19 protein-coding genes and 1 riboswitch are annotated in these 22928 nt (G+C 56.9%); of the genes, 7 read left to right on the top strand and 12 right to left on the bottom strand.

Annotated features, from left to right (window positions below):
* Window positions 1-14: 14 nt before the first annotated feature.
* The gene (gene nudC, locus FJU30_RS25410; RefSeq protein ID WP_150437750.1) at window positions 15-812 is read right to left on the bottom strand and encodes an NAD(+) diphosphatase; all 798 of its coding nucleotides are present in this window, start codon (window positions 810-812) and stop codon (window positions 15-17) included.
* 242 nt (window positions 813-1054) lie between these two features.
* Window positions 1055-1174: riboswitch (TPP riboswitch) on the top strand.
* Window positions 1175-1288: 114 nt separating this feature from the next.
* Here nudC and thiC point away from each other — a divergent pair.
* Genes thiC through thiH form a run of 6 tightly spaced genes read left to right on the top strand, consistent with a single transcriptional unit; the run spans window position 1289 to window position 6720 of the window.
* A complete protein-coding gene (gene thiC, locus FJU30_RS25405) occupies window positions 1289-3226 on the top strand; it encodes a phosphomethylpyrimidine synthase ThiC (protein ID WP_150437749.1) in 1938 nt (645 codons plus the stop codon).
* Window positions 3223-3855 carry a thiamine phosphate synthase gene (thiE, locus tag FJU30_RS25400; RefSeq protein ID WP_150437748.1) on the top strand — a complete coding sequence of 211 codons (633 nt, stop codon included), beginning with the start codon at window positions 3223-3225 and terminating at the stop codon, window positions 3853-3855. Before thiC ends, thiE begins: the two co-directional genes overlap by 4 nt.
* Window position 3856: 1 nt before the next feature.
* The gene (locus tag FJU30_RS25395) at window positions 3857-4606 is read left to right on the top strand and encodes a HesA/MoeB/ThiF family protein (RefSeq protein WP_150437747.1); all 750 of its coding nucleotides are present in this window, start codon (window positions 3857-3859) and stop codon (window positions 4604-4606) included.
* On the top strand, window positions 4603-4803 hold the full coding sequence (thiS, locus tag FJU30_RS25390) for a sulfur carrier protein ThiS (RefSeq protein WP_150437746.1): 201 nt from the start codon (window positions 4603-4605) through the stop codon (window positions 4801-4803). Before FJU30_RS25395 ends, thiS begins: the two co-directional genes overlap by 4 nt.
* A gap of 1 nt (window position 4804) precedes the next feature.
* Window positions 4805-5590, top strand: a complete 786-nt coding sequence (gene thiG / locus FJU30_RS25385) for a thiazole synthase (protein WP_150437745.1) — start codon at window positions 4805-4807, stop codon at window positions 5588-5590.
* Window positions 5590-6720 carry a 2-iminoacetate synthase ThiH gene (gene thiH, locus FJU30_RS25380; protein ID WP_150437744.1) on the top strand — a complete coding sequence of 377 codons (1131 nt, stop codon included), beginning with the start codon at window positions 5590-5592 and terminating at the stop codon, window positions 6718-6720. Before thiG ends, thiH begins: the two co-directional genes overlap by 1 nt.
* A gap of 208 nt (window positions 6721-6928) precedes the next feature.
* Here the strand turns inward: thiH and FJU30_RS25375 are convergent, their stop codons facing one another.
* Entirely contained in the window at window positions 6929-8350 is a 1422-nt protein-coding gene (locus FJU30_RS25375; RefSeq protein ID WP_150437743.1) for an aminotransferase-like domain-containing protein, read from the bottom strand.
* 173 nt (window positions 8351-8523) lie between these two features.
* Here FJU30_RS25375 and FJU30_RS25370 point away from each other — a divergent pair, with 173 nt between their 5' ends.
* Complete coding sequence (locus FJU30_RS25370; protein ID WP_150437742.1) at window positions 8524-8715, top strand: DUF1127 domain-containing protein; 192 nt, start codon at window positions 8524-8526, stop codon at window positions 8713-8715.
* Window positions 8716-8794: 79 nt separating this feature from the next.
* On the opposite strand, the gene shiA is transcribed toward FJU30_RS25370, so the two are convergent.
* From shiA to FJU30_RS25315, 10 genes are all read right to left on the bottom strand, one after another.
* Window positions 8795-10129: a shikimate transporter gene (gene shiA, locus FJU30_RS25365; RefSeq protein WP_150437741.1), complete on the bottom strand. Its 1335-nt coding sequence runs from the start codon at window positions 10127-10129 to the stop codon at window positions 8795-8797.
* 111 nt (window positions 10130-10240) lie between these two features.
* Complete coding sequence (gene rpoC, locus FJU30_RS25360) at window positions 10241-14464, bottom strand: DNA-directed RNA polymerase subunit beta' (protein WP_150437740.1); 4224 nt, start codon at window positions 14462-14464, stop codon at window positions 10241-10243.
* A 92-nt stretch (window positions 14465-14556) separates the two neighbouring features.
* Window positions 14557-18585, bottom strand: a complete 4029-nt coding sequence (gene rpoB, locus FJU30_RS25355; protein WP_150437739.1) for a DNA-directed RNA polymerase subunit beta — start codon at window positions 18583-18585, stop codon at window positions 14557-14559.
* A gap of 324 nt (window positions 18586-18909) precedes the next feature.
* The gene (gene rplL, locus FJU30_RS25350) at window positions 18910-19278 is read right to left on the bottom strand and encodes a 50S ribosomal protein L7/L12 (protein ID WP_150437738.1); all 369 of its coding nucleotides are present in this window, start codon (window positions 19276-19278) and stop codon (window positions 18910-18912) included.
* Window positions 19279-19344: 66 nt separating this feature from the next.
* A complete protein-coding gene (rplJ, locus tag FJU30_RS25345) occupies window positions 19345-19842 on the bottom strand; it encodes a 50S ribosomal protein L10 (RefSeq protein ID WP_150437737.1) in 498 nt (165 codons plus the stop codon).
* 313 nt (window positions 19843-20155) lie between these two features.
* Complete coding sequence (rplA, locus tag FJU30_RS25340) at window positions 20156-20860, bottom strand: 50S ribosomal protein L1 (protein WP_150437736.1); 705 nt, start codon at window positions 20858-20860, stop codon at window positions 20156-20158.
* 3 nt (window positions 20861-20863) lie between these two features.
* Window positions 20864-21292 carry a 50S ribosomal protein L11 gene (gene rplK / locus FJU30_RS25335; protein WP_150437735.1) on the bottom strand — a complete coding sequence of 143 codons (429 nt, stop codon included), beginning with the start codon at window positions 21290-21292 and terminating at the stop codon, window positions 20864-20866.
* A 166-nt stretch (window positions 21293-21458) separates the two neighbouring features.
* Window positions 21459-22004, bottom strand: coding sequence for a transcription termination/antitermination protein NusG (gene nusG, locus FJU30_RS25330; protein ID WP_150437734.1), 546 nt, complete (start codon window positions 22002-22004; stop codon window positions 21459-21461).
* Window position 22005: 1 nt separating this feature from the next.
* Window positions 22006-22389 (bottom strand): preprotein translocase subunit SecE, encoded by a 384-nt coding sequence (secE, locus tag FJU30_RS25325; RefSeq protein ID WP_150437733.1) that lies wholly within the window; start codon window positions 22387-22389, stop codon window positions 22006-22008.
* A gap of 239 nt (window positions 22390-22628) precedes the next feature.
* The coding region (locus FJU30_RS25315; RefSeq protein ID WP_449500876.1) for an EF-Tu C-terminal domain-related protein at window positions 22629-22928 on the bottom strand (300 nt) is incomplete at its 5' end.

Here is a 22928-nt window from a genome sequence, read left to right as displayed (position 1 = left end):
TTGCTTTCCTTTCATCAATCGACGGACTCGCCGTTTTCCTCTCGCCACTGACGGCAGTGCACAATGGTATCTTCAATCAGCCGGCGCGCCACGGTGCCGGCAGGCGGCAGCAACGGCAACCGATCGTAGCGAAACCAGCCGGCGTCGCGCAGCTCTTTCGGATCGGGCTTTAATTCCCCGCCGCTATATTCGGCGGTAAAAGCCATCATGAGCGAATGCGGAAACGGCCACGGCTGAGAACTGATATAGCGCAGATTCTTAACGCGCACCTGGCTTTCTTCCATCACTTCGCGCGCGACCGTTTGCTCCAGCGTTTCGCCGACTTCGACGAAACCGGCCAGCACGGTATACATATTGCCGCGGTGGCGCTGGTGCTGAGCCAGCAGAATTTCATCGCGCCGCCGGATGGCGACGATAATACAGGGCGCAATCTGCGGATAATATCGTTGCCGGCAGCCGGGGCACAGACACACCCACTCCGCCCGACCCGGCGTCATTTCATGGCCGCAATAGCCGCAAAAACGGTGCGAACGGTAGAATTCCGCCAGCTGTACGCCGCGGCCGGCCAGTTGAAACAGCTCTTTATCGCAGTCGATCAGTTGACGGACCGAGCCCATATCCGATTCCATCGCACACTGAATCAACCACACCGGCAGCCCGTCCCATTCACCGATTTGCAGCGCGCTTTTGCCCTGCAGGGACCACTGCGCGGCGGTTCCCTGCGGCAGTTCCGCGCCGGGCAGCCAGATCAGATTATCGTGGCTGACGATCCACCAGCCATATTCATCACCATTTAACGTCTGCTGTTGCATTTTTTCTGCTATCTCTCTCGACTGGATCCGTCTTTTACCACCTGGGTGATGACAGGATACTGATAACCCGGGTTTTCCGTTCCGGCCGGCATCGCCGGGCCGCATCGCGGGTCTGAATGCGCAAGTGGCAATAATGCGTTAATCGGGCGGAGCCTACAAGTCCACCGGCTCGCCCCCGCCCGTCAACGCGCCTGCGCGATTAATCAGTTGTAGTTTTAATCAGCACACCTATACTTATTGAGGCTATCTTGTCGGAGTGCCTTGTGCGTGTGAATCCACGTGCTCGGGCTGAGACCGTTAATTCGGGATCCGCGGAACCTGATCAGGCTAATACCTGCGAAGGGAACAAGAGTAAAACATCCTCCATCGATCCATCCCGCAACGCCGCTTACCGGCTGAGTCGGTGATTATCGATTCTGGTTACTCCCCCCGCCTCCGGACAAGCAATTTTCCCTTTCCACACCACAGGAATTGCTATGTCTTCCATACAGCAGAAAAAACCAGGCCGCCGTGAACAGCGCGCCGCCGCGCAGCAATTTATCAATGCCCTGCAGGGCAGCGCTTTCCCCGCGTCAAAACGTATTTATCTGAGCGGCTCCCGCGCCGATATCCGCGTGCCGATGCGCGAAATACAGCTGAGCCCGACCCTGACCGGCGGCAGCAAACAACAGCCGGTTTATCAGCCTAACGAACCGGTGCCGGTCTACGATACCGCCGGCCCTTACGGCGACCCCGACGCCCGGCCAGACGTACGCGTCGGACTGACCCGGCTGCGCGCCGGCTGGATCGAAGAGCGCGACGATACGGAAACGTTGCCGCAGGTCAGTTCCGGCTTTACCCAACAGCGGCTGGCCGACGCCGGGCTGGATCATCTGCGTTTCGAACAGTTGCCGAGCCCGCGCCGCGCCCGTCAGGGCCGGCGAGTCACCCAGTTGCACTACGCCCGCCAGGGCGTGATTACGCCGGAAATGGAGTTCATTGCCATTCGCGAAAATATGGGCCGCGAGCGAATCCGCGACAGCGTCCTGCGGCAGCAGCATGCCGGCCAGAGTTTCGGCGCGCATCTGCCGGAAAATATCACGCCCGAATTCGTGCGCCAGGAGGTGGCCGCCGGGCGCGCCATTATCCCCGCCAATATCAATCACCCCGAGTCCGAACCGATGATCATCGGCCGCAACTTTTTGGTGAAAGTTAACGCCAATATCGGCAATTCGGCGCTGACCTCTTCCATCGAAGAAGAAGTGGAAAAACTGGTATGGTCCACCCGCTGGGGCGCCGATACCGTAATGGATCTGTCCACCGGCCGCTACATTCACGAAACCCGAGAATGGATCCTGCGCAACAGTCCCGTGCCAATCGGTACGGTTCCCATTTATCAGGCGCTGGAAAAGGTCAACGGCGTGGCCGAAAACCTGAACTGGGAAATGTTCCGCGATACGCTGCTGGAACAAGCCGAACAGGGCGTCGACTACTTCACCATCCATGCCGGCGTACTGCTGCGCTATGTACCGATGACCGCCAGACGGTTGACCGGCATCGTCTCACGCGGCGGCTCCATCATGGCTAAGTGGTGTCTGTCGCATCATAAAGAGAGCTTCCTGTACGAGCATTTCCGCGAAATCTGCCAGATTTGCGCCGCATATGACGTTGCGCTGTCGCTGGGCGATGGGCTGCGTCCCGGTTCGATTCAGGACGCCAACGATGAGGCGCAGTTTGCCGAGCTGTACACGCTGGGCGAACTGACGAAAATCGCCTGGGAGTACGACGTGCAGGTAATGATAGAAGGCCCTGGCCACGTCCCGATGCAAATGATTCGGCGCAATATGACCGAGGAACTGGAGCACTGTCACGAAGCGCCGTTCTATACGCTCGGCCCGCTCACCACCGATATCGCGCCCGGTTACGATCACTTCACCTCCGGTATCGGCGCCGCCATGATCGGCTGGTTTGGCTGCGCCATGCTGTGTTACGTCACGCCGAAAGAACACCTCGGGCTGCCGAATAAAGAAGACGTCAAACAGGGGCTGATTACCTACAAAATCGCCGCCCACGCCGCCGACCTGGCCAAAGGCCACCCCGGCGCGCAGATCCGCGATAACGCCATGTCGAAAGCGCGTTTCGAATTCCGTTGGGAAGATCAGTTCAATCTGGCGCTCGACCCGGAAACCGCACGCGCCTATCACGATGAAACGCTGCCGCAGGAGTCAGGCAAGATCGCCCACTTCTGTTCAATGTGCGGGCCGAAATTCTGCTCAATGAAAATCTCGCAGGAAGTGCGCGATTACGCGGCCAGACAGGAAGCCGAAGCGCAGCCGGTCGAAGTGGAAATGGCGCGCATGTCGGAAGCGTTCCGCGCCCGCGGCGGCGAAATTTATCTCGCCGCCGGCGACCTGCAGCTGGAGGAAAAACCATGATGCCGTTTCCCACGACCGACGCGCGGCTCGGCCTCTATCCGGTGGTGGATAGCGTCCAGTGGATTGAGCGCCTGCTGGCGGCAGGCGTGAAAACCATTCAGTTGCGCATCAAAGATTTACCTGATGAACAGGTCGAGCCGGATATTATCCGCGCCGTCGAAATCGGCCGCCGCTACCGGGCGCGCCTGTTTATCAATGATTACTGGGCGTTGGCCGTCCGGCATCAGGCCTATGGCGTGCATCTCGGCCAGGAAGATCTCGACGTCGCCGATCTGGCTACCATTCAGCGAGCCGGGCTGCGGCTGGGCGTATCCACCCACGATGACGTCGAACTGGCCCGCGCCGTAGCGCTGCAGCCCTCTTATATCGCTCTCGGCCATATTTTCCCCACGCAGACCAAAGCGATGCCCTCCGAACCGCAGGGCGTGGCCGAACTGGCCCGCCATCTGCACACGCTGGGCGATCGCTTCCCCACCGTCGCCATCGGCGGCATCAGCCTCGAGCGTGTTCCGGCGGTGCTGGCCACCGGGGTCGGCAGCATCGCGGTCGTCAGCGCCATTACTCAGGCCGTCGACTGGCGTCAGGCTACCGCCGAACTGCTGCGCTTAATCGAAGGGCGGGAGGTGTGATGTGCTAAGCGATCAGGAATTTCTGCGCTACAGCCGCCAGCTGTTGCTGGAGGATATCGGCCCCGAAGGTCAGGAAAAACTGCGCGCGTCCTGCGCGCTGCTGGTCGGGCTGGGCGGTCTGGGTTCGCCGGCGTCGCTGTACCTGGCGGCGGCCGGCGTCGGTCACCTGCTGCTGGCGGATGACGACGCGCTGCATTTGACCAATCTGCAGCGCCAGATTCTGTACCGCACGCCGGATGTCGACCATCCGAAGGCGCAACTGGCCCAGCGCCAATTGCAGGCGCTCAACCCGCTGGGCGAATACAGTGCGCTGACGCAGCGGCTGAGCGGCGAAACGCTGAGGGAGGCGGTAAACCGCGCCGACGTGGTGCTTGACTGCAGCGACAACATGACCACGCGCCACGAGGTCAACGCCGCCTGCATCCGCGCCGGCAAACCGCTGATTAGCGGCAGCGCCGTCGGCTTCAGCGGCCAGTTGCTGGTGCTGACCGCGCCTTACGAGCACGGCTGCTACGCCTGCCTGTACCCGGACGATGGCGAGCCGCAGCGCAACTGCCGCACCGCCGGCGTATTGGGGCCGGTGGTCGGCGTTATCGGCACGCTCCAGGCGCTTGAAGCGATCAAACTGCTGGCCGGCTTGCCCTCGTCGCTGAACGGCAAGCTACGCCTATTCGATGGTAGACAGCACAGCTGGCACACCCTGCAGCTGACGCCCTCGTCCGCCTGCCCGGTCTGCGGGAGGCTCGAGTGAAGGTCACGCTCAACGATACGCCGCTGGAGCTAGCCAGCCCGATCAGCGTTAATGCGCTCCTGCGCCAGCTCGATCGCCGGCAGCCGGGCCTTGCGCTGGCCATCAATCAGATCATCGTCCCCCGCGCCGACTGGGATCGCCAGCTGGTGCGGGATGGGGACGACATTTTGCTTTTTCAGGCAATCGCCGGAGGATGACATGCTGCAAATTGCCGATACCACATTTACTTCTCGTCTGCTGACGGGAACCGGAAAATTCGCCACGCCGCAGCTAATGGCGCAGGCGCTACAGGCATCAGGGTCGCAACTGGTGACCATGGCCATGAAACGGGTCGATCTGAAAGGCGGCAACGACGCGATTCTCGCCCCGCTTCGGCAACTGGGCGTGAAGCTGTTGCCCAATACCTCCGGCGCGAAAACGGCGGAAGAAGCGATATTCGCCGCCCGTCTGGCGCGCGAAGCGCTGGGCACTCACTGGATAAAGCTGGAAATTCACCCGGACGTCAAATATCTGCTGCCAGACCCGATAGAAACGCTGAAGGCGGCGGAGCAACTGGTGAAAGACGGTTTTATCGTCCTGCCCTATTGCCATGCGGATCCGGTATTGTGCAAACGGCTGGAAGAGTCCGGCTGCGCCGCCGTTATGCCGCTGGGCGCGCCAATCGGCTCGAATCAGGGACTGAAAACCCGTGAATTTCTGCGCATCATTATTGAGCAGTCGCGCGTTCCGGTGGTGGTCGACGCCGGCATCGGCGTCCCCAGCCACGCGGTGGAAGCGCTGGAGATGGGGGCCGACGCGGTGCTGGTCAATACCGCCATCGCCGTGGCGCGCGACCCGGTAAAAATGGCGCAGGCTTTTCGCATCGCCGTCGAAGCGGGAGAGCTGGCGCGCCAGGCCGGGCCGGGCAATAAACAGTTCGCCGCCAGCGCCACCAGCCCGCTGACCGGTTTTCTGCACCGGCAGGATACGGAAGGGGCTATCTGATGGAAAGTAACTTTCAGACTATCCACCGTCAGCTCGACTGGGATCATCTGACCCTGCGGATCAACAGCAAAAGCGCGCGCGATGTTGAACGCGCGCTAAGCGCCGATCGACCGGATCGGGAAGACTTTATGGCGCTGATCTCGCCCGCCGCCGCCGCGTATCTCGAACCGCTGGCGCAACGGGCGCAGCAACTCACCCGTCAGCGCTTCGGCAATACGGTGAGCTTTTACGTACCGCTGTATTTGTCCAACCTGTGTTCAAACGACTGCACCTACTGCGGTTTCTCCATGAGCAACCACATTAAACGCAAGACGCTGGACGACGAGGAGATCCTGCGGGAATGCGCCGCGATCAAAGCGCTGGGCTTCGATCATCTGTTGCTGGTGACCGGCGAACATCAGCGCAAGGTTGGTATGGACTACTTCCGTCGCGTGTTCCCGCTGATCCGTCCGCTGTTTAGCTCTCTGATGATCGAAGTGCAACCGCTGGCCCGGCAGGAGTACGCCGAGTTGAAAACGCTGGGGCTGGATGGCGTGATGGTATATCAGGAAACCTATCACCCGGCCGTCTACCAGCAGCACCATCTGCGCGGCCATAAACAGGACTTCAGCTGGCGGCTGGACACCCCGGATCGTCTGGGCCGCGCGGGGATCGATAAGATCGGCCTCGGCGCGCTGATCGGCCTGTCGGACAGCTGGCGCACCGACTGCTATATGGTGGCGGAACATCTGCTCTACCTGCAACAGACCTACTGGCAGAGCCGCTATTCCATTTCCTTCCCCCGACTGCGCCCCTGCGCCGGCGGTATTGAGCCGGCCTCGCTGATGGATGAAGCTCAGTTGATGCAGGTTATCTGCGCTTTTCGTCTGCTGGCGCCGGATATCGAACTCTCTCTGTCTACCCGCGAATCGCCCTACTTCCGCGATCACGCCGTTCCCATCGCCATTAACAACGTCAGCGCATTCTCGAAAACCCAGCCGGGCGGCTATGCCGATAATCACCCGGAGCTGGAGCAGTTTTCGCCGCACGACGCGCGGCGGCCGGAAGAGGTGGCGCAGGCGATCGTGCAGGCGGGCCTGCAGCCGGTCTGGAAGGACTGGGACGGTTATCTGGGAAGAGGCGCGCAATAAAATGCAGACCTTGCCTGAGCCATCGGATTCCGGTCGGCGGCGCTCGCATTACGCCAATCCGTCGATCGCCAGCACGGCCGCTCAGGGGTACTGTAATCCGGTCAGTCACAGGGACGTGGCTGGCCAGATCCTGTGTCATACAAAACCCAGGTTCTGCTTTTCATCCGCCGGTACGGAACTATCCCTCGGGTTCCGGCCCGCCATGCCGCTATAGCGGCGGCGTCATCATTCGGCTCACCGTTTCGCCCAGGATGCGCAATCCGTTGCCCGTCTCATCGTTAAACGGCAGCGCATAGTTCAGCCGCAGACAGTTACGGTATTTCCCTGAAGCGGAAAACAGCGAACCGGCGGCGATGCTGATGCCGACCTTGCGCACTTCCCGATTAAGGCTCAGCGTATCGAACGATTCCGGCAGTTCGATCCACATCAGGAAGCCGCCCTGCGGGCGACTGACGCAGATGCCGCTGGGGAAATAGTGACGCACCCAACAGGTAAACACGTCGAGATTGCATTTGTACTGCGCCCGCATACGGCGCAGGTGCGGCTGATAATGGCCCTGAGCAATAAATTCGGCCACCGCCAGCTGGGGATGGGCCATCGAATAGCCGGTGCTGATATATTTGATATGAATCACCCGCTCCAGATAGCGACCCGGCGCGATCCAGCCGATACGCAGACCCGGCGCCAGATTTTTGGAGAAGGAGCAACAGAGCAGCACCCGACCATCTTCATCGAAAGATTTAATGGTGCGCGGACGCGGATACTCATAGGCCAGTTCGCCGTAGGCGTCATCTTCAATAATCGCCAGATCGAAGCGCTGCGCCAGCGTGACCAGCGCCTTTTTGCGCGCGTCGGGCATGGTGAAACCCAGCGGATTATTGCAATTCGGCACCAGCATCACCGCCTTAATCGGCCACTGATCCAGCGCCAGCTCCAGCGCTTCAAGACTGATGCCGGTCACGGCATCGGTCGGGATCTCGATCGCCCGGACATCCAACCCGCGCAGAATCTGCATGGTGCCGGGAAAGGCGGGAGACTCCACCGCGATAATATCGCCGGGCTGGCAGACGGCGCGCACCGAGATAAACAGCGCCGCCTGACAGCCGGTAGTGATCACGATGTCGTCCGTCGTAAGCTGGCAACCGCTATCGACCGTCAGACGGGCGACCTGCTCGCGCAACGCCGGCACGCCATAGATGCTGTCATAATTCATCACCCGCATATCCTGATGCTGGCACAGGCGGCTCATCGCTTTCCACAGCGGTTTAATCGAAGGGGAATTAACGTCCGGCGTGCCGTCGCCAAAATTCAGGATAGCGCTATCCACCGGCGTATCGAACAATTCCAGCACCGACGCCCACTGCGTGATCTCCACCGGGCGCTGCGCGGGTCGGGTCAACGCCGGTACCGGCGGCGTCGCTTTGCGCGGCGCGACGAAATAACCCGATCGCGGCTGCGGCATGATCAGCTGCCGCGTCTCCAGCAGATGGTAAGCCTGCTGTACGGTGCTAATGCTCACGCCATGCTCTGAACTCAGCGCCCTGACCGACGGCAGTCGCTCGCCGCTCTGGTATAACCCCTGCTCGATGCGCCGTTCCAGCAGCGAGGCGAGATATTGGTAGCGAGTCATAAGTCTTCGTCTCCGGGCGAAAGTGCGACAGAAAGCAGTACAGATAGCGATAAAAATCACCATTCAGATGCAATATCACACAATCTGTATGTCAAAAAAAGTCATTTTCTGCATCTGTATCATACACACATTCCCTTGCATGATAAGACTCAGGTTAACGGACAGGGGGAAGTATGGAATTGCAGACTCACCATCCACTGTGTTCATCCGGCGTATCCGGCTGGCGGGAGACGCTACGCTCGCTGTACCCACGCTGGAGAGCATGGCGGCTCAGAGTGAAAACACGCAGGATATTGCACGCGATGAATGATGAGCGGCTGAAAGACATTGGCCTGACGCACGAAGATATCGACCGCCGCTGGTAGGGAAAATCTGGCTATGGATGAGCGCACGCCGCGCCGGCACAGACAAAAACATTGTGCCGGCGCGTTTAATGTAGACATATCAGGCAGACGCTTGCGGCCTCATGCGCATGCCGACCAACGCAGACAGCAAACAGCCGACGGCAAGGTAGATCGCCACGCCGTGCCAGTCACCGCCTAAAAACTCCACCAGCAGGATGGCGATAAACGGGGTAAAACCGCCGCCCACTACGCTGGCCACCTGGTAGCCCACGCCGGCGCCGCTATAGCGGTAGGCCGTACCAAATAATTCGGTAAACATCGGCTGCTGCACGCTGACGATCATATCGTGCGCCACGTTAGCCAGCATGACGGCAAAGAACAGGATCCACAGCGTGGCCTGCGCCTCCAGCGCGATAAAGAACGGGAAAGCGCACGCCGCGCCGATAAACGCGCCGGTAACATAGATTCGGCGCCGCCCGAAGCTATCCGCCAGACGGGCAAAACAGGGAATCGTCACACAGCTAATCCCGCCCACCAGCAGACCGATATTCAGAAACAGCTCGCGCGACATCCCCAGGTTGGCGGTGGAATAGTTGAGCGCGAACGCGGTGACGATATACATTGTCAGCAGTTCGCCCAGCCGCAGCGCGATAATCAGCAGGAATGACTTGGGATGTTGACGCAACGCTTCAACGATTGGGAACGAACGGACTTTTTTCGCTCTCTCCTGCAGGTGTTTTTCAGCCTCAAACTCCTGCGATTCATCCATTCGAGAACGAATCCACCAGGCGACCGCCACCAGCACGACGCTGAATAAAAACGGCAGGCGCCAGCCCCAGTCGAGGAAGTCGGCATTCGTGGTGTGATGGCTGACCAGAGAAATAGAGCCGGTAGCCAGCAGCAGTCCCACGCCGTAGCCAACCTGAACGCCGCTGCTGTAAAACGCTTTTTTCTTTTTCGGCGCGTTCTCCACCGCCAGCAGCGTGGCGCCGCCCCATTCGCCGCCGACGGCGAAACCCTGAATGGCGCGCAGGGTCACCAGCATAGCCGGCGCCCACCAGCCAATGCTGGCAAAAGAAGGCAGTAAACCAATCGCCGCGGTGGATAGACCCATCATCCAGACGGTGATCATCAGCATGCGTTTGCGGCCCAGTTTGTCGCCGAAGTGGCCAAACACAATACCGCCCAGCGGCCGAAACAGGAAACCAACGCCAAATGTGCCAAAGGCCGCCAGCGTTCCCATCGCCGGGCTGATCTGCGGGAAGAACTCCGTATTAAAGACCAGCGCGGCGACAATGCCGTAAAGCAGAAAATCGTACCAGTCCACGACGGCGCCGATAAAACTGCCCCACGCCGCTCTTCGGGCTCGCTGTCGCGACGAGTGGACGGAGCCAGCGATAGCGGATGAAGATATTGATGTTGTCGGGGTATCCATGTCTGTCTCGTGTCTGTTTGTATAATAAAAAGCCCCGGCGGTTTAACGGCCGGGGCTTTCTTACAACGGAACCGCCCCAGACAGGCGGTTTTATACGATGTTTAACCGCGATTATTCATCGTCGCTGTTACCAAAACCGGCGTTCAGCAGTTCAGCCAGGTTCGCCGTCGCTTCATCTGCGCTAATCGGCGCCGCTACCGGAGCCTCGCCCGCCTGACGACGACGAGCGCGATCCTGATGGTAAGCATAACCCGTACCCGCCGGAATCAAACGACCGACGATCACGTTCTCTTTCAGGCCGCGCAGCTCATCGCGTTTACCAGCCACGGCCGCTTCGGTAAGCACGCGCGTGGTTTCCTGGAACGAGGCCGCGGAGATGAACGACTCGGTCGCCAGAGAAGCTTTGGTGATACCCAGCAGATCGCGGCTGAAGGTCGCCGTGATCTTGCCGTCCGCTTCCAGCTGACGGTTGGCGATCTTAACGCGAGACACTTCCGCCTGCTCGCCTTCCAGGAACTCGGTGCTGCCGGCGCTGACGATAGTGCCTTTACGCAGCATCTGACGAACGATAACTTCGATGTGTTTATCGTTAATCTTAACGCCCTGCAGACGGTAAACTTCCTGCACTTCGTTGGTGATGTAACGCGTTACCGCATGTACGCCACGCAGACGCAGGATGTCGTGCGGAGATTCCGGACCATCGGAAACCACGTCGCCGCGTTCCACCACTTCGCCTTCGAACACGTTGAGCTGACGCCATTTCGGAATCATCTCTTCGTACGGCTCGCTGCCATCCAGCGGCGTGATCACCAGACGGCGTTTACCTTTGGTTTCTTTACCGAAGGAAATAATACCGCTGATTTCAGCCAGGATAGCCGGCTCTTTCGGACGACGCGCTTCGAACAGGTCGGCCACGCGCGGCAGACCACCGGTGATATCCTTGGTACCGCCGGATTCCTGCGGAATACGCGCCAGGGTGTCGCCGGCGCCGATCTGCACGCCATCTTCCAACTGCACGATCGCTTTACCCGGCAGGAAGTACTGAGCCGGCATATCGGTGCCCGGGATCAATACGTCTTCGCCTTTAGCGTCGATAATACGCAGCGCCGGGCGCAGATCTTTACCGCTACCGGTACGTTCCGCACTGTCCAGAACCACCAGCGAGGACAGACCGGTCAGTTCGTCGGTCTGACGGGTAATGGTCTGGCCGTCGATCATGTCCGCAAAGCGGATGAAACCACCCACTTCGGAGACAACCGGCATGGTATGCGGATCCCAGTTAGCAACGGTATCGCCGCCCTGGACCGTTTCACCGTCGCCTTTCGACAGCGTAGCGCCGTAAGGCACTTTATAGCTTTCTTTGGTACGGCCGAATTCGTCGATCAGCTTCAGCTCGGTATTACGCGAGGTGATAACCAGCTTGTTGTTGCCGTTCATGACGAACTTGGCGTTGCTCAGTTTCAGGCTACCTTTGTTTTTCACCTGAATGCTGGACTCCGCCGCCGCACGCGATGCCGCACCACCGATGTGGAAGGTACGCATGGTCAGCTGAGTACCAGGCTCACCGATGGACTGCGCCGCGATAACCCCGATGGCTTCACCTTTGTTGATCAGGTGGCCGCGCGCCAGGTCACGGCCGTAGCACATGGCGCAGACGCCGAAGTCGGTTTCGCAACTTACTACCGAGCGAACTTTCACCGCATCGACAGAGTTTTCTTCCAGCAGGTCACACCACTGTTCGTTGAGCAGCGTGTTGCGCGGCACCAGAATATCCGCCGTACCCGGTTTCAGAACGTCTTCCGCGGTAACACGACCCAGAACACGCTCGCGCAGCGGCTCTTTCACGTCGCCGCCTTCGATTACCGGCGTCATCATGATGCCTTCATGAGTACCGCAATCGTCTTCGGTGACCACCAGATCCTGCGCCACGTCAACCAGACGACGGGTCAGGTAACCGGAGTTCGCGGTTTTCAGCGCGGTATCCGCCAGACCTTTACGCGCACCGTGAGTAGAGATGAAGTACTGGAGTACGTTCAGACCTTCACGGAAGTTCGCGGTGATAGGCGTTTCGATGATGGAGCCATCCGGCTTCGCCATCAGACCACGCATCCCGGCCAGCTGACGAATCTGCGCCGCGGAACCACGCGCACCGGAGTCGGCCATCATAAAGATGCTGTTGAACGAAACCTGCTGCTCTTCTTCGCCGTCACGGTTAATCACGGTTTCAACCGACAGGTTTTCCATCATCGCCTTGGCAACGCGTTCGTTCGCCGCGGCCCAGATATCGATAACCTTGTTGTAGCGTTCGCCGGCGGTAACCAGACCAGACTGGAACTGTTCCTGAATTTCCGCCACTTCGGTTTCGGCTTCTTCGATAATGCCCGCTTTCTTCGCCGGGATAACCATATCGTCGATACCAACCGATGCCCCGGAGCGCGCCGCATAGGCGAAGCCGGTGTACATGATCTGGTCGGCGAAGATAACCGTCGGTTTCAGCCCCAAAATGCGGTAACAGGTGTTCAGCATTTTGGAAATCGCTTTCTTGCCCAGCGGCTGGTTAACGATGGAGAACGGCAGACCTTTCGGCACGATCATCCACAGAATGGCGCGACCGACGGTCGTATCAATAATCGTGGTCTGCGAAGTCGTTTCGCCTTCCGGGTTTTTGATCTCTTCCGAAATACGCACTTTCACACGCGCATGCAGAGAGGCCAGGCCGGCGCGGTATACGCGTTCGGCTTCTTTCGGCCCGGTCAGCACCATGCCTTCGCCCATGGCGTTAACACAGTCGCGCGTCATGTAGTACAGGCCCAACACCACGTCCTGAGAAGGAACGATGATTGGATCGCCGTTCGCCGGGGACAGAATGTTGTTGGTCGACATCATCAGCGCGCGCGCTTCCAGCTGGGCTTCAAGCGTCAGCGGCACGTGGACGGCCATCTGGTCGCCATCGAAGTCGGCGTTGTACGCGGCGCACACCAGCGGGTGCAGCTGAATGGCTTTACCTTCGATCAGCACCGGTTCAAACGCCTGGATGCCCAGACGGTGCAGGGTCGGCGCACGGTTCAGCATGACCGGGTGTTCGCGGATAACCTCATCAAGGATATCCCACACCACCGCCTCTTCACGCTCAACCATTTTCTTGGCGGCTTTGATGGTGGTGGCCAGGCCGCGCAGTTCCAGCTTGCCGTAGATGAACGGTTTGAACAGTTCCAGCGCCATTTTCTTCGGCAGACCGCACTGATGCAGACGCAGATAAGGACCCACGGTGATAACGGAACGGCCGGAGTAGTCGACGCGTTTACCCAGCAGGTTCTGACGGAAACGACCCTGCTTACCTTTGATCATGTCTGCCAGCGATTTCAGCGGACGCTTGTTGGAGCCGGTGATCGCACGGCCGCGACGACCGTTATCCAGCAGCGCATCGACCGCTTCCTGCAGCATACGCTTTTCGTTACGTACGATGATGTCAGGCGCGGCCAGATCCAGCAGGCGTTTCAGACGGTTGTTACGGTTAATGACGCGGCGATACAAATCGTTCAGGTCGGAGGTCGCGAAACGACCGCCGTCCAGCGGCACCAGCGGACGCAGGTCCGGCGGCAGCACCGGCAGCACGGTCAGGATCATCCACTCCGGTTTGTTGCCGGACTGGACGAACGCTTCCAGCAGCTTGATACGCTTGGTCAGCTTCTTACGTTTGGTTTCGGAGTTGGTTTCGTTCAGCTCTTCGCGCAGCTGTTCGCATTCCTGCTCCAGATCCATATTTTTCAGCAGAGCCTGAATCGCTTCGGCGCCCATTTTGGCGTCAAATTCGTCGCCAAACTCTTCCAGCGCATCCAGATACTGCTCTTCAGTCAGGATCTGACGCTTTTCAAGGTTGGTCATGCCGCCTTCGACCACCACATAGGATTCGAAGTACAGCACGCGTTCGATATCGCGCAGCGGCATATCCAGCAGCAGACCGATGCGGGACGGCAGCGATTTCAGGAACCAAATGTGCGCGGTCGGAGAAGCCAGTTCGATATGGCCCATACGCTCACGACGCACTTTAGTCTGAGTGACTTCAACGCCGCACTTCTCGCAGATCACGCCGCGATGTTTCAGACGCTTGTACTTACCGCACAAGCATTCATAGTCTTTTACCGGCCCGAAGATACGGGCGCAGAACAGACCGTCACGTTCCGGTTTGAACGTACGGTAGTTAATGGTTTCTGGCTTTTTCACTTCACCAAAAGACCAGGAACGGATCATGTCTGGCGAGGCCAGCGCAATTTTGATCGCATCAAACTCTTCGGTTTTAGTTTGCGCTTTCAGAAACTTTAATAAGTCTTTCACGGATTGGCTCCTGTCGGAGTTAGACCTGTCAGGCGTCTGAACCGAAATTCAGACGCCCCTGTGGCGAATGCTAGCAGCACATCAAACTGGAATTACTTCTCTTCCAGCTCGATGTTGATACCCAGCGAGCGGATTTCTTTCAACAGTACGTTGAAGGATTCCGGCATACCTGGTTCCATCCGATGATCGCCATCCACGATGTTCTTATACATCTTGGTACGGCCGTTCACGTCATCGGATTTCACCGTCAACATTTCCTGCAGGGTATAGGCTGCGCCATAAGCTTCCAGCGCCCACACTTCCATCTCACCGAAGCGCTGGCCACCGAACTGCGCCTTACCACCCAGCGGCTGCTGAGTAACCAGACTGTAAGAACCGGTAGAACGTGCGTGCATCTTGTCGTCGACCAGATGGTTCAGTTTCAGCATGTACATGTAACCCACGGTTACCTGACGCTCAAACTGTTCACCGGTACGGCCGTCGAACAGCGTAATCTGACCAGAGGTCGGCAGGCCGCCCAGTTTCAGCAGCTCCTTGATCTCTTTCTCTTTCGCACCGTCGAACACCGGCGTGGCGATTGGCATCCCTTTCTTCAGGTTCTCTGCCAGACGCATAACTTCTTCGTCGGAGAACGTGCTCAGATCGACCTTCTGGCGCACATCTTCGCCCAGATCGTAAGCGCGCTGGATGAACTCACGCAGTTTGGCCACTTCTTCCTGCCGCTTCAGCATCTGGTTGATCTTCTCGCCGATGCCTTTCGCCGCCATGCCGAGGTGGGTTTCCAGAATCTGACCGATGTTCATACGGGACGGTACGCCCAGCGGGTTCAATACGATATCAACCGGCGTGCCGTTTTCATCGTAAGGCATGTCTTCGATCGGGTTGATCTTGGAGATAACACCCTTGTTCCCGTGACGGCCCGCCATCTTATCGCCCGGTTGGATCTGACGTTTAACCGCCAGATAAACCTTAACGATTTTCAGCACGCCCGGCGCCAGATCGTCGCCCTGGGTAATTTTACGACGCTTGGCTTCGAGTTTTTTCTCAAACTCGTGCTTCAGCTCATCGTACTGCTCGGCCAGCTGTTCCAGCTGATTCTGTTTCTCTTCATCAGCCAGACCCAGTTCAAGCCAGCGCTCGCGCGGCAGCTTGTCCAGCTTTTCCGCTTCCACGCCGCCGGCAACCAGCGCCGCATGAATACGGGAGAACAGACCGGCTTCCAGGATCTGCAGCTCTTCGGTCAGGTCTTTCTTGGCCTGCTTCAGCTGCATCTCTTCGATTTCCAGCGCACGTTTGTCTTTTTCCACGCCGTCGCGGGTGAAGACCTGTACGTCGATAACCGTACCGGAAACGCCGTTAGGTACGCGCAGAGAAGAGTCTTTAACGTCGGACGCCTTCTCACCGAAGATAGCGCGCAGCAGTTTTTCTTCCGGCGTCAGCTGGGTTTCGCCCTTCGGCGTCACCTTACCGACCAGAATGTCGCCGCCGGTTACTTCCGCGCCGATATAGACGATACCGGACTCATCCAGTTTAGAGAGCGCCGCTTCACCCACGTTCGGGATATCAGCCGTGATCTCTTCCGGCCCCAGCTTGGTGTCGCGCGACACGCAGGCCAGTTCCTGGATATGGATGGTGGTGAAACGATCTTCCTGCACCACGCGTTCAGACACCAAAATGGAGTCTTCGAAGTTATAGCCGTTCCACGGCATGAACGCCACGCGCATGTTCTGACCCAGCGCGAGCTCGCCCAGATCGGTGGACGGGCCGTCGGCCAGCACATCGCCGCGCTCTACCGGTTCGCCCAGCGACACGCACGGCATCTGGCTGATGCAGGTGTTCTGGTTGGAACGGGTATATTTGGTCAGGTTGTAGATATCAATGCCGGCTTCGCCCGGATACATTTCATCTTCATTGACGCGGATAACGATACGGGACGCATCGACGTACTGTACCGTACCGCCGCGTTTAGCCACCGCGGTTACGCCGGAGTCGACCGCTACCGCACGCTCCATACCGGTACCAACCAGCGGCTTATCGGCGCGCAGGGTCGGGACCGCCTGACGTTGCATGTTCGCACCCATCAGGGCGCGGTTGGCGTCATCGTGTTCCAGGAACGGAATCAGAGAGGCGCCGACGGAAACCACCTGCTGAGTGGATACGTCCATATAGTCAACCTGTTCACGGCTGAACAAGCTGGACTCGCCTTTGTTACGGCAGGTGACCAGGTCATCGATAAAGTGACCTTCTTCATCCAGATTGGTGTTCGCCTGAGCGATGACGAAGTTACCTTCTTCAATCGCCGACAGGTAATGGATCTCATCGGTCACGACACCGTCGCGCACGCGACGATACGGCGTTTCCAGGAAACCGTACTCGTTGGTCTGCGCATAAACGGACAGGGAGTTGATCAGACCGATGTTCGGACCTTCCGGCGTTTCGATAGGACATACGCGACCATAGTGAGTCGGGTGTACGTCTCGAACTTCAAAGCCGGCGCGTTCACGGGTCAAACCGCCCGGGCCCAACGCGGAGATACGACGCTTATGGGTGATCTCGGACAGCGGGTTGTTCTGGTCCATAAACTGCGACAGCTGGCTGGAACCAAAGAACTCTTTCACCGCGGCGGAGATCGGCTTGGCGTTGATCATGTCCTGCGGCATCAGGGTATCCAGATCGCCAAGGGACAGGCGTTCTTTCACCGCGCGCTCCACACGCACCAGACCGACGCGGAACTGGTTTTCGGCCATTTCGCCCACGGAGCGAATACGGCGGTTACCCAGATGGTCGATATCATCGACATCACCAATACCGTTACGGATATCGATGAGTTTCTTCATCACGTCGATGATGTCTTCTTTGCTCAGGATACCGGAGCCTTCGATTTCATCGCGCAGCAGAGAACGGTTGAACTTCATTCGACCGACCGCGGACAGATCGTAACGGTCTTCGGAGAAGAACAGGTTATCGAACAGCGTTTCCGCGGCTTCACGTGTCGGCGGCTCACCCGGGCGCATCATGCGGTAGATTTCTACCAGCGCGCTCAGACGATCGCTGGTCGGGTCGACGCGCAGCGTTTCGGAAATGTACGGACCGTGATCCAGATCGTTGGTAAACAGCGTTTCGATACGCTTGTGACCCGCCTGGCTCAGTTTGGCCAGCAGATCCAGCGACAGCTCCATGTTGGCTGCCACAATCAGTTCACCGGTGTTCTGGTCGATGTAATCGCGCGCGACGACTTTACCCGCGATATATTCAACCGGCACTTCGATACGCTCAACGCCCTCTTTTTCCAGCTGGCGAATATGGCGGGCCGTAATACGGCGCCCTTTTTCTACGTAGATTTTGCCATTCGCTTCGATATCGAAAGAGGCCGTTTCACCGCGCAGACGTTCCGGAATCAAATCCATCTGCAGCTTATTGCCGCTGATTTCGTAAACGACTTTGGCGAAGAACAGGTCCAGAATTTGTTCGGTGGTATAATCCAGCGCGCGCAGGATAATGCTCGCCGGCAATTTACGACGGCGGTCGATACGCACAAACAGGTTATCTTTTGGATCGAACTCAAAGTCCAGCCAGGAACCACGGTAAGGAATAATACGTGCGTTATACAGCACCTTACCTGAAGAGTGGGTTTTACCCTTATCGCTGTCAAAGAAAACGCCCGGACTACGGTGCAGCTGAGAAACGATAACGCGCTCAGTTCCGTTAATCACAAAGGTGCCGTTGTCTGTCATGAGCGGAATTTCGCCCATGTAGACTTCTTGTTCTTTAATGTCTTTTACCGTGCCTTCCGGTGCTTCGCGCTCATAAATGACCAGACGCAGTTTCACACGCAGAGGCGCGGAGTACGTTACGCCCCGGATCTGACATTCTTTAACGTCAAATACCGGCTCACCCAGGCGATAACTAACGTACTGCAGCTCTGAATTGCCGCTGTAGCTCTGAATTGGGAATACGGAACGGAATGCAGCTTCCAGACCGTACTGACCTTCCGGATCTTGCTCGATAAACTTCTGGAACGAGTCAAGCTGGATAGAAAGGAGATAAGGCACGTCCAGAACCTGCGGACGTTTGCCAAAATCCTTACGAATGCGTTTTTTCTCGGTATAGGAGTAAACCATAGGGTTCCTCAGCTCGCTGGAAAAGTCGAACCACTTTGTCCGTCCTGATAAGGACAGTTCATGCAGCACTATTTCTGTTGGTCGGAAAATCTCTTTCCGCAATACCCGTTTCTATCACTCTTAAATCATTTCATTGCATTTGCCTGAGCAGGGAACCCGGCAGGGAATGCAGTATATTAAGTCGTCGATAGAAATAAATATTGAGGTAAATCAGTGGATAAACAGTGCGAAACACCACTGACTCCTTACAGCGCAAAAAGGCTGGTGACCAAAAAGTCACCAGCCATCAGCCTGATACTTTAGGCTGTAACCTGGAAGTTAAACTTATTTAACTTCAACAGAAGCACCAGCTTCTTCCAGGGCTTTCTTCAGAGCTTCAGCGTCGTCTTTGCTGATGCCTTCTTTCAGTACTGCCGGAGCGGATTCAACCAGGTCTTTTGCTTCTTTCAGACCCAGGCCAGTCGCGCTACGTACAGCCTTGATGACAGCAACTTTGTTACCGCCGATAGAGGACAGCACAACGTCGAACTCAGTTTTTTCTTCAGCAGCTTCAGCAGCCGGGCCAGCAGCGACAGCTACAGCGGCAGCGGCGGAAACGCCGAATTTTTCTTCCATAGCGGAAACCAGCTCAACAACGTCCATTACGGACATGGCGGCTACTGCTTCCAGAATTTCATCTTTAGTGATAGACATGACAATTGTTCCTAAGAATCAGAAATAGTTTATACGTTAGCCAGTGCGTTACAGAGAAAAGGGCGATTACGCCGCTTCTTTCTGATCGCGAACAGCAGCCAGTGTACGGACCAGTTTGCCGGCAGCGGCTTCTTTCATGGTCGACATCAGGCGTGCCAGTGCTTCTTCGTAAGTCGGCAGCGTTGCCAGACGGTCAATTTGAGCCGCCGGGATTAGCTCACCTTCAAAGGCTGCAGCTTTGACCTCAAATTTTGCATTCGCTTTCGCGAACTCTTTGAACAGACGAGCGGCTGCGCCCGGGTGTTCCAGAGAGTATGCAATCAGGGTCGGACCAACAAACGTGTCTTTCAGGCACTCGAAAGAGGTACCTTCAACAGCACGACGCAGCAGCGTGTTACGAACAACACGCATATATACGCCGGCTTCACGACCTGCTTTACGCAGTTCAGTCATTTTATCTACGGTAACGCCGCGGGAATCCGCAACAACCGCAGACTGCGCGCCTTTGGCTACTTCGCTGACTTCAGCAACAATCGCTTGTTTGTCTTGAAGATTTAATGCCATTAGCTTTTGCTCCTGGATTTTAGCCGGGGAAATCCCCGGAACTCACTTCACTCATCGCCAAAACGGCAGATAAGCGTTGATACACGGTGAGCAGAATCCAGCAAAGACTATAAAAATATTCTTCAGGCTCTGTCACCGTCTACGCAGGAAGGATTAAGTTTCTGACGAAACACCTGCGGTCTTGGACGGAGGTCTGGATTAGGCCAGACTCCAACCGAAAATTCTTTAGCTTCGTCACACATCGACGAAACAACGGGCGTAAGAGTATAGGTAAAACTTACGCCCGAGTAAAGCGGTAAAACAACTGCCGTTATTAAACGGCGGTTGCGTTCAGGCCGCTCTGATCGATCGCCACGCCGGCGCCCATGGTGGTGGACAGGCTGACTTTCTTGATGTAAATGCCTTTCGCCTGAGACGGTTTCGCTTTTTTCAGCGCAACCAGCAGGGCTTCCAGGTTTTCTTTCAGCTTATCAGAGTCGAAATCAACCTTACCGATAGTGGTATGGATGATACCGTTCTTGTCGTTACGGTAACGAACCTGACCCGCTTTGGCGTTCTTAACGGCTTCAGCGACGTTCGGCGTAACCGTACCCACTTTCGGGTTCGGCATCAGACCGCGCGGGCCCAGAACCTGGCCCAGCTGGCCAACAACGCGCATTGCATCCGGGGAAGCAATAACAACGTCAAAGTTCATTTCGCCTTTTTTGATCTGATCGGCCAGATCTTCCATACCTACCAGTTCAGCGCCGGCAGCTTTCGCCGCTTCTGCGTTAGCGCCCTGAGTAAACACGGCAACGCGTACGGAACGGCCAGTACCGTGCGGCAGCACGGTGGCGCCGCGAACGTTCTGATCGGATTTACGCGCGTCGATGCCGAGATTAACGGCAACGTCTACGCTTTCAACAAATTTAGCAGTGGCCAGCTCTTTGAGCAGAGCAACGGCTTCGTTGACGTCATACTGTTTAGTTACATCAACTTTTTCACGGATCACGCGCATGCGCTTGGTCAGCTTAGCCATTTCTTAGTCCTCCACTACCAGGCCCATGGAACGAGCAGTACCTTCAATGGAACGACTCATCGCTTCCACATCGGCACCAGTCATGTCCGCAGCTTTGGTTTCTGCGATTTCACGTACCTGAGCACGGGTCACTTTACCCACTTTGTCTTTGTTCGGCTTGCCGGAACCAGACTTAATACCAGCCGCTTTCTTCAGCAGAACGGCTGCCGGAGGCGTTTTGGTAACGAAGGTGAAGGAACGGTCAGAATAAACGGTAATAACAACCGGAATCGGCAGACCTTTTTCAATGCTTTCAGTTTTAGCATTGAAGGCTTTACAGAATTCCATGATGTTAACGCCCTGCTGACCCAGAGCAGGACCAACCGGCGGACTCGGGTTAGCCATACCAGCCGCAACCTGCAGCTTGACGTAGGCTTGTACTTTCTTGGCCATTTAAATTTCCTCGAATGGGTTATAACGCTTCGTGAATGAAGCTCCCCGTAGTTTCAAAACATTTATGCGCGCTGGACGCACATAAAAAAACAAAGGCGCGAAATTTTAGTGCAATTTCGCGCCATAAACAAGCCTTGATAACCGTTAAAATGCCAACGGCGATAAATCAGCCTTTCTCAACCTGGCCGAAATCCAGCTCTACCGGCGTGGCGCGGCCGAAGATAGAGACAGAAACCTTCAGGCGGCTCTTCTCGTAATCGACTTCTTCCACCACACCGTTGAAGTCCGCGAACGGACCGTCGTTAACCCGCACCATTTCACCGGGTTCAAACAGCGTTTTCGGCCGGGGTTTATCCCCAACCTGCTGCAGACGATTCATGATCGCATCGACTTCTTTATCGCTAATCGGTGCCGGACGATCTGATGTACCGCCAATGAATCCCATAACGCGCGGAACGCTGCGCACCAGGTGCCAGCTGGCGTCATTCATCACCATCTGTACCAGCACGTAGCCAGGGAAGAATTTACGTTCGCTCTTACGACGCTGACCGCCACGGATTTCAACCACTTCTTCCGTTGGCACCATCACTTCGCCAAACAGCTCTTCCATATTTTGTAACTTAATATGCTCACGCAGCGACTGAGCCACGCGGCCTTCAAAACCGGAAAACGCCTGAACGACGTACCAGCGCTTTTTTGGAGCTTCAGACATCTTAGAACCTCAGGCCAGTAATAAACGATACCAGACGGACCAGAATACCATCCAGCCCCCACAAAATCAGTGACATCACGGCAGTAACCGCGGCAACGATTAACGTGGTGTGTAACGTTTCCTGACGAGTCGGCCAAATCACTTTGCGAACTTCGGTGCGCGCTTCGCGAGCAAACGCCACGGTAGCTTTACCTTTGGTGGTCAGTAATGCCACGCCGCCGGCAGCAGCAATCAGGATAACAACAGCTAACGCCCGCAGTGGTAAGCTGAATTCGCGATAATAATAATTGCCGACAATCGCCGCCACCAGCAGAATAGCGACTATCAGCCATTTAGTGACTTCCAGGCCGCGCCCGCTTCCCTGAGCTTCGGTATTCGCACTCATTTAAACCAACCCGTCATAATGATTCAGACAAACAACTTTGCCTCGCATTGCGAGGCAAACCAAAATCGAATAATGCCCGGTTAAACCTTGTTATTCGATATTTCGCTGTACTTACAGAGCCTATCTCACCGGTGATTCTATTCTACAATCGCTGATGAGATAGGTTCTACTCTGACTGAGTAGAAAAAGGGCATCAAATGATGCCCTTTTATCACATGTCGCGTCAAACTTTATCGTGATTAAGCGATAACTTTAGCAACAACGCCAGCACCTACAGTACGGCCGCCTTCACGGATGGCGAAACGCAGACCGTCGTCCATTGCGATCGGCGCAATCAGGTTGACGACCATCTTGATGTTGTCGCCCGGCATCACCATTTCCACGCCTTCCGGCAGTTCGATCGTACCGGTCACGTCCGTGGTACGGAAGTAGAACTGCGGACGGTAGCCTTTGAAGAACGGAGTATGACGGCCGCCTTCATCTTTGCTCAGGATATACACTTCAGATTCAAACTGCGTGTGCGGTTTAATTGAACCCGG

The organism is Affinibrenneria salicis (assembly GCF_008710095.1).
Note: the sequence above shows the minus strand (reverse complement) of the source record. Positions and strands in the feature narration are given on the sequence as shown.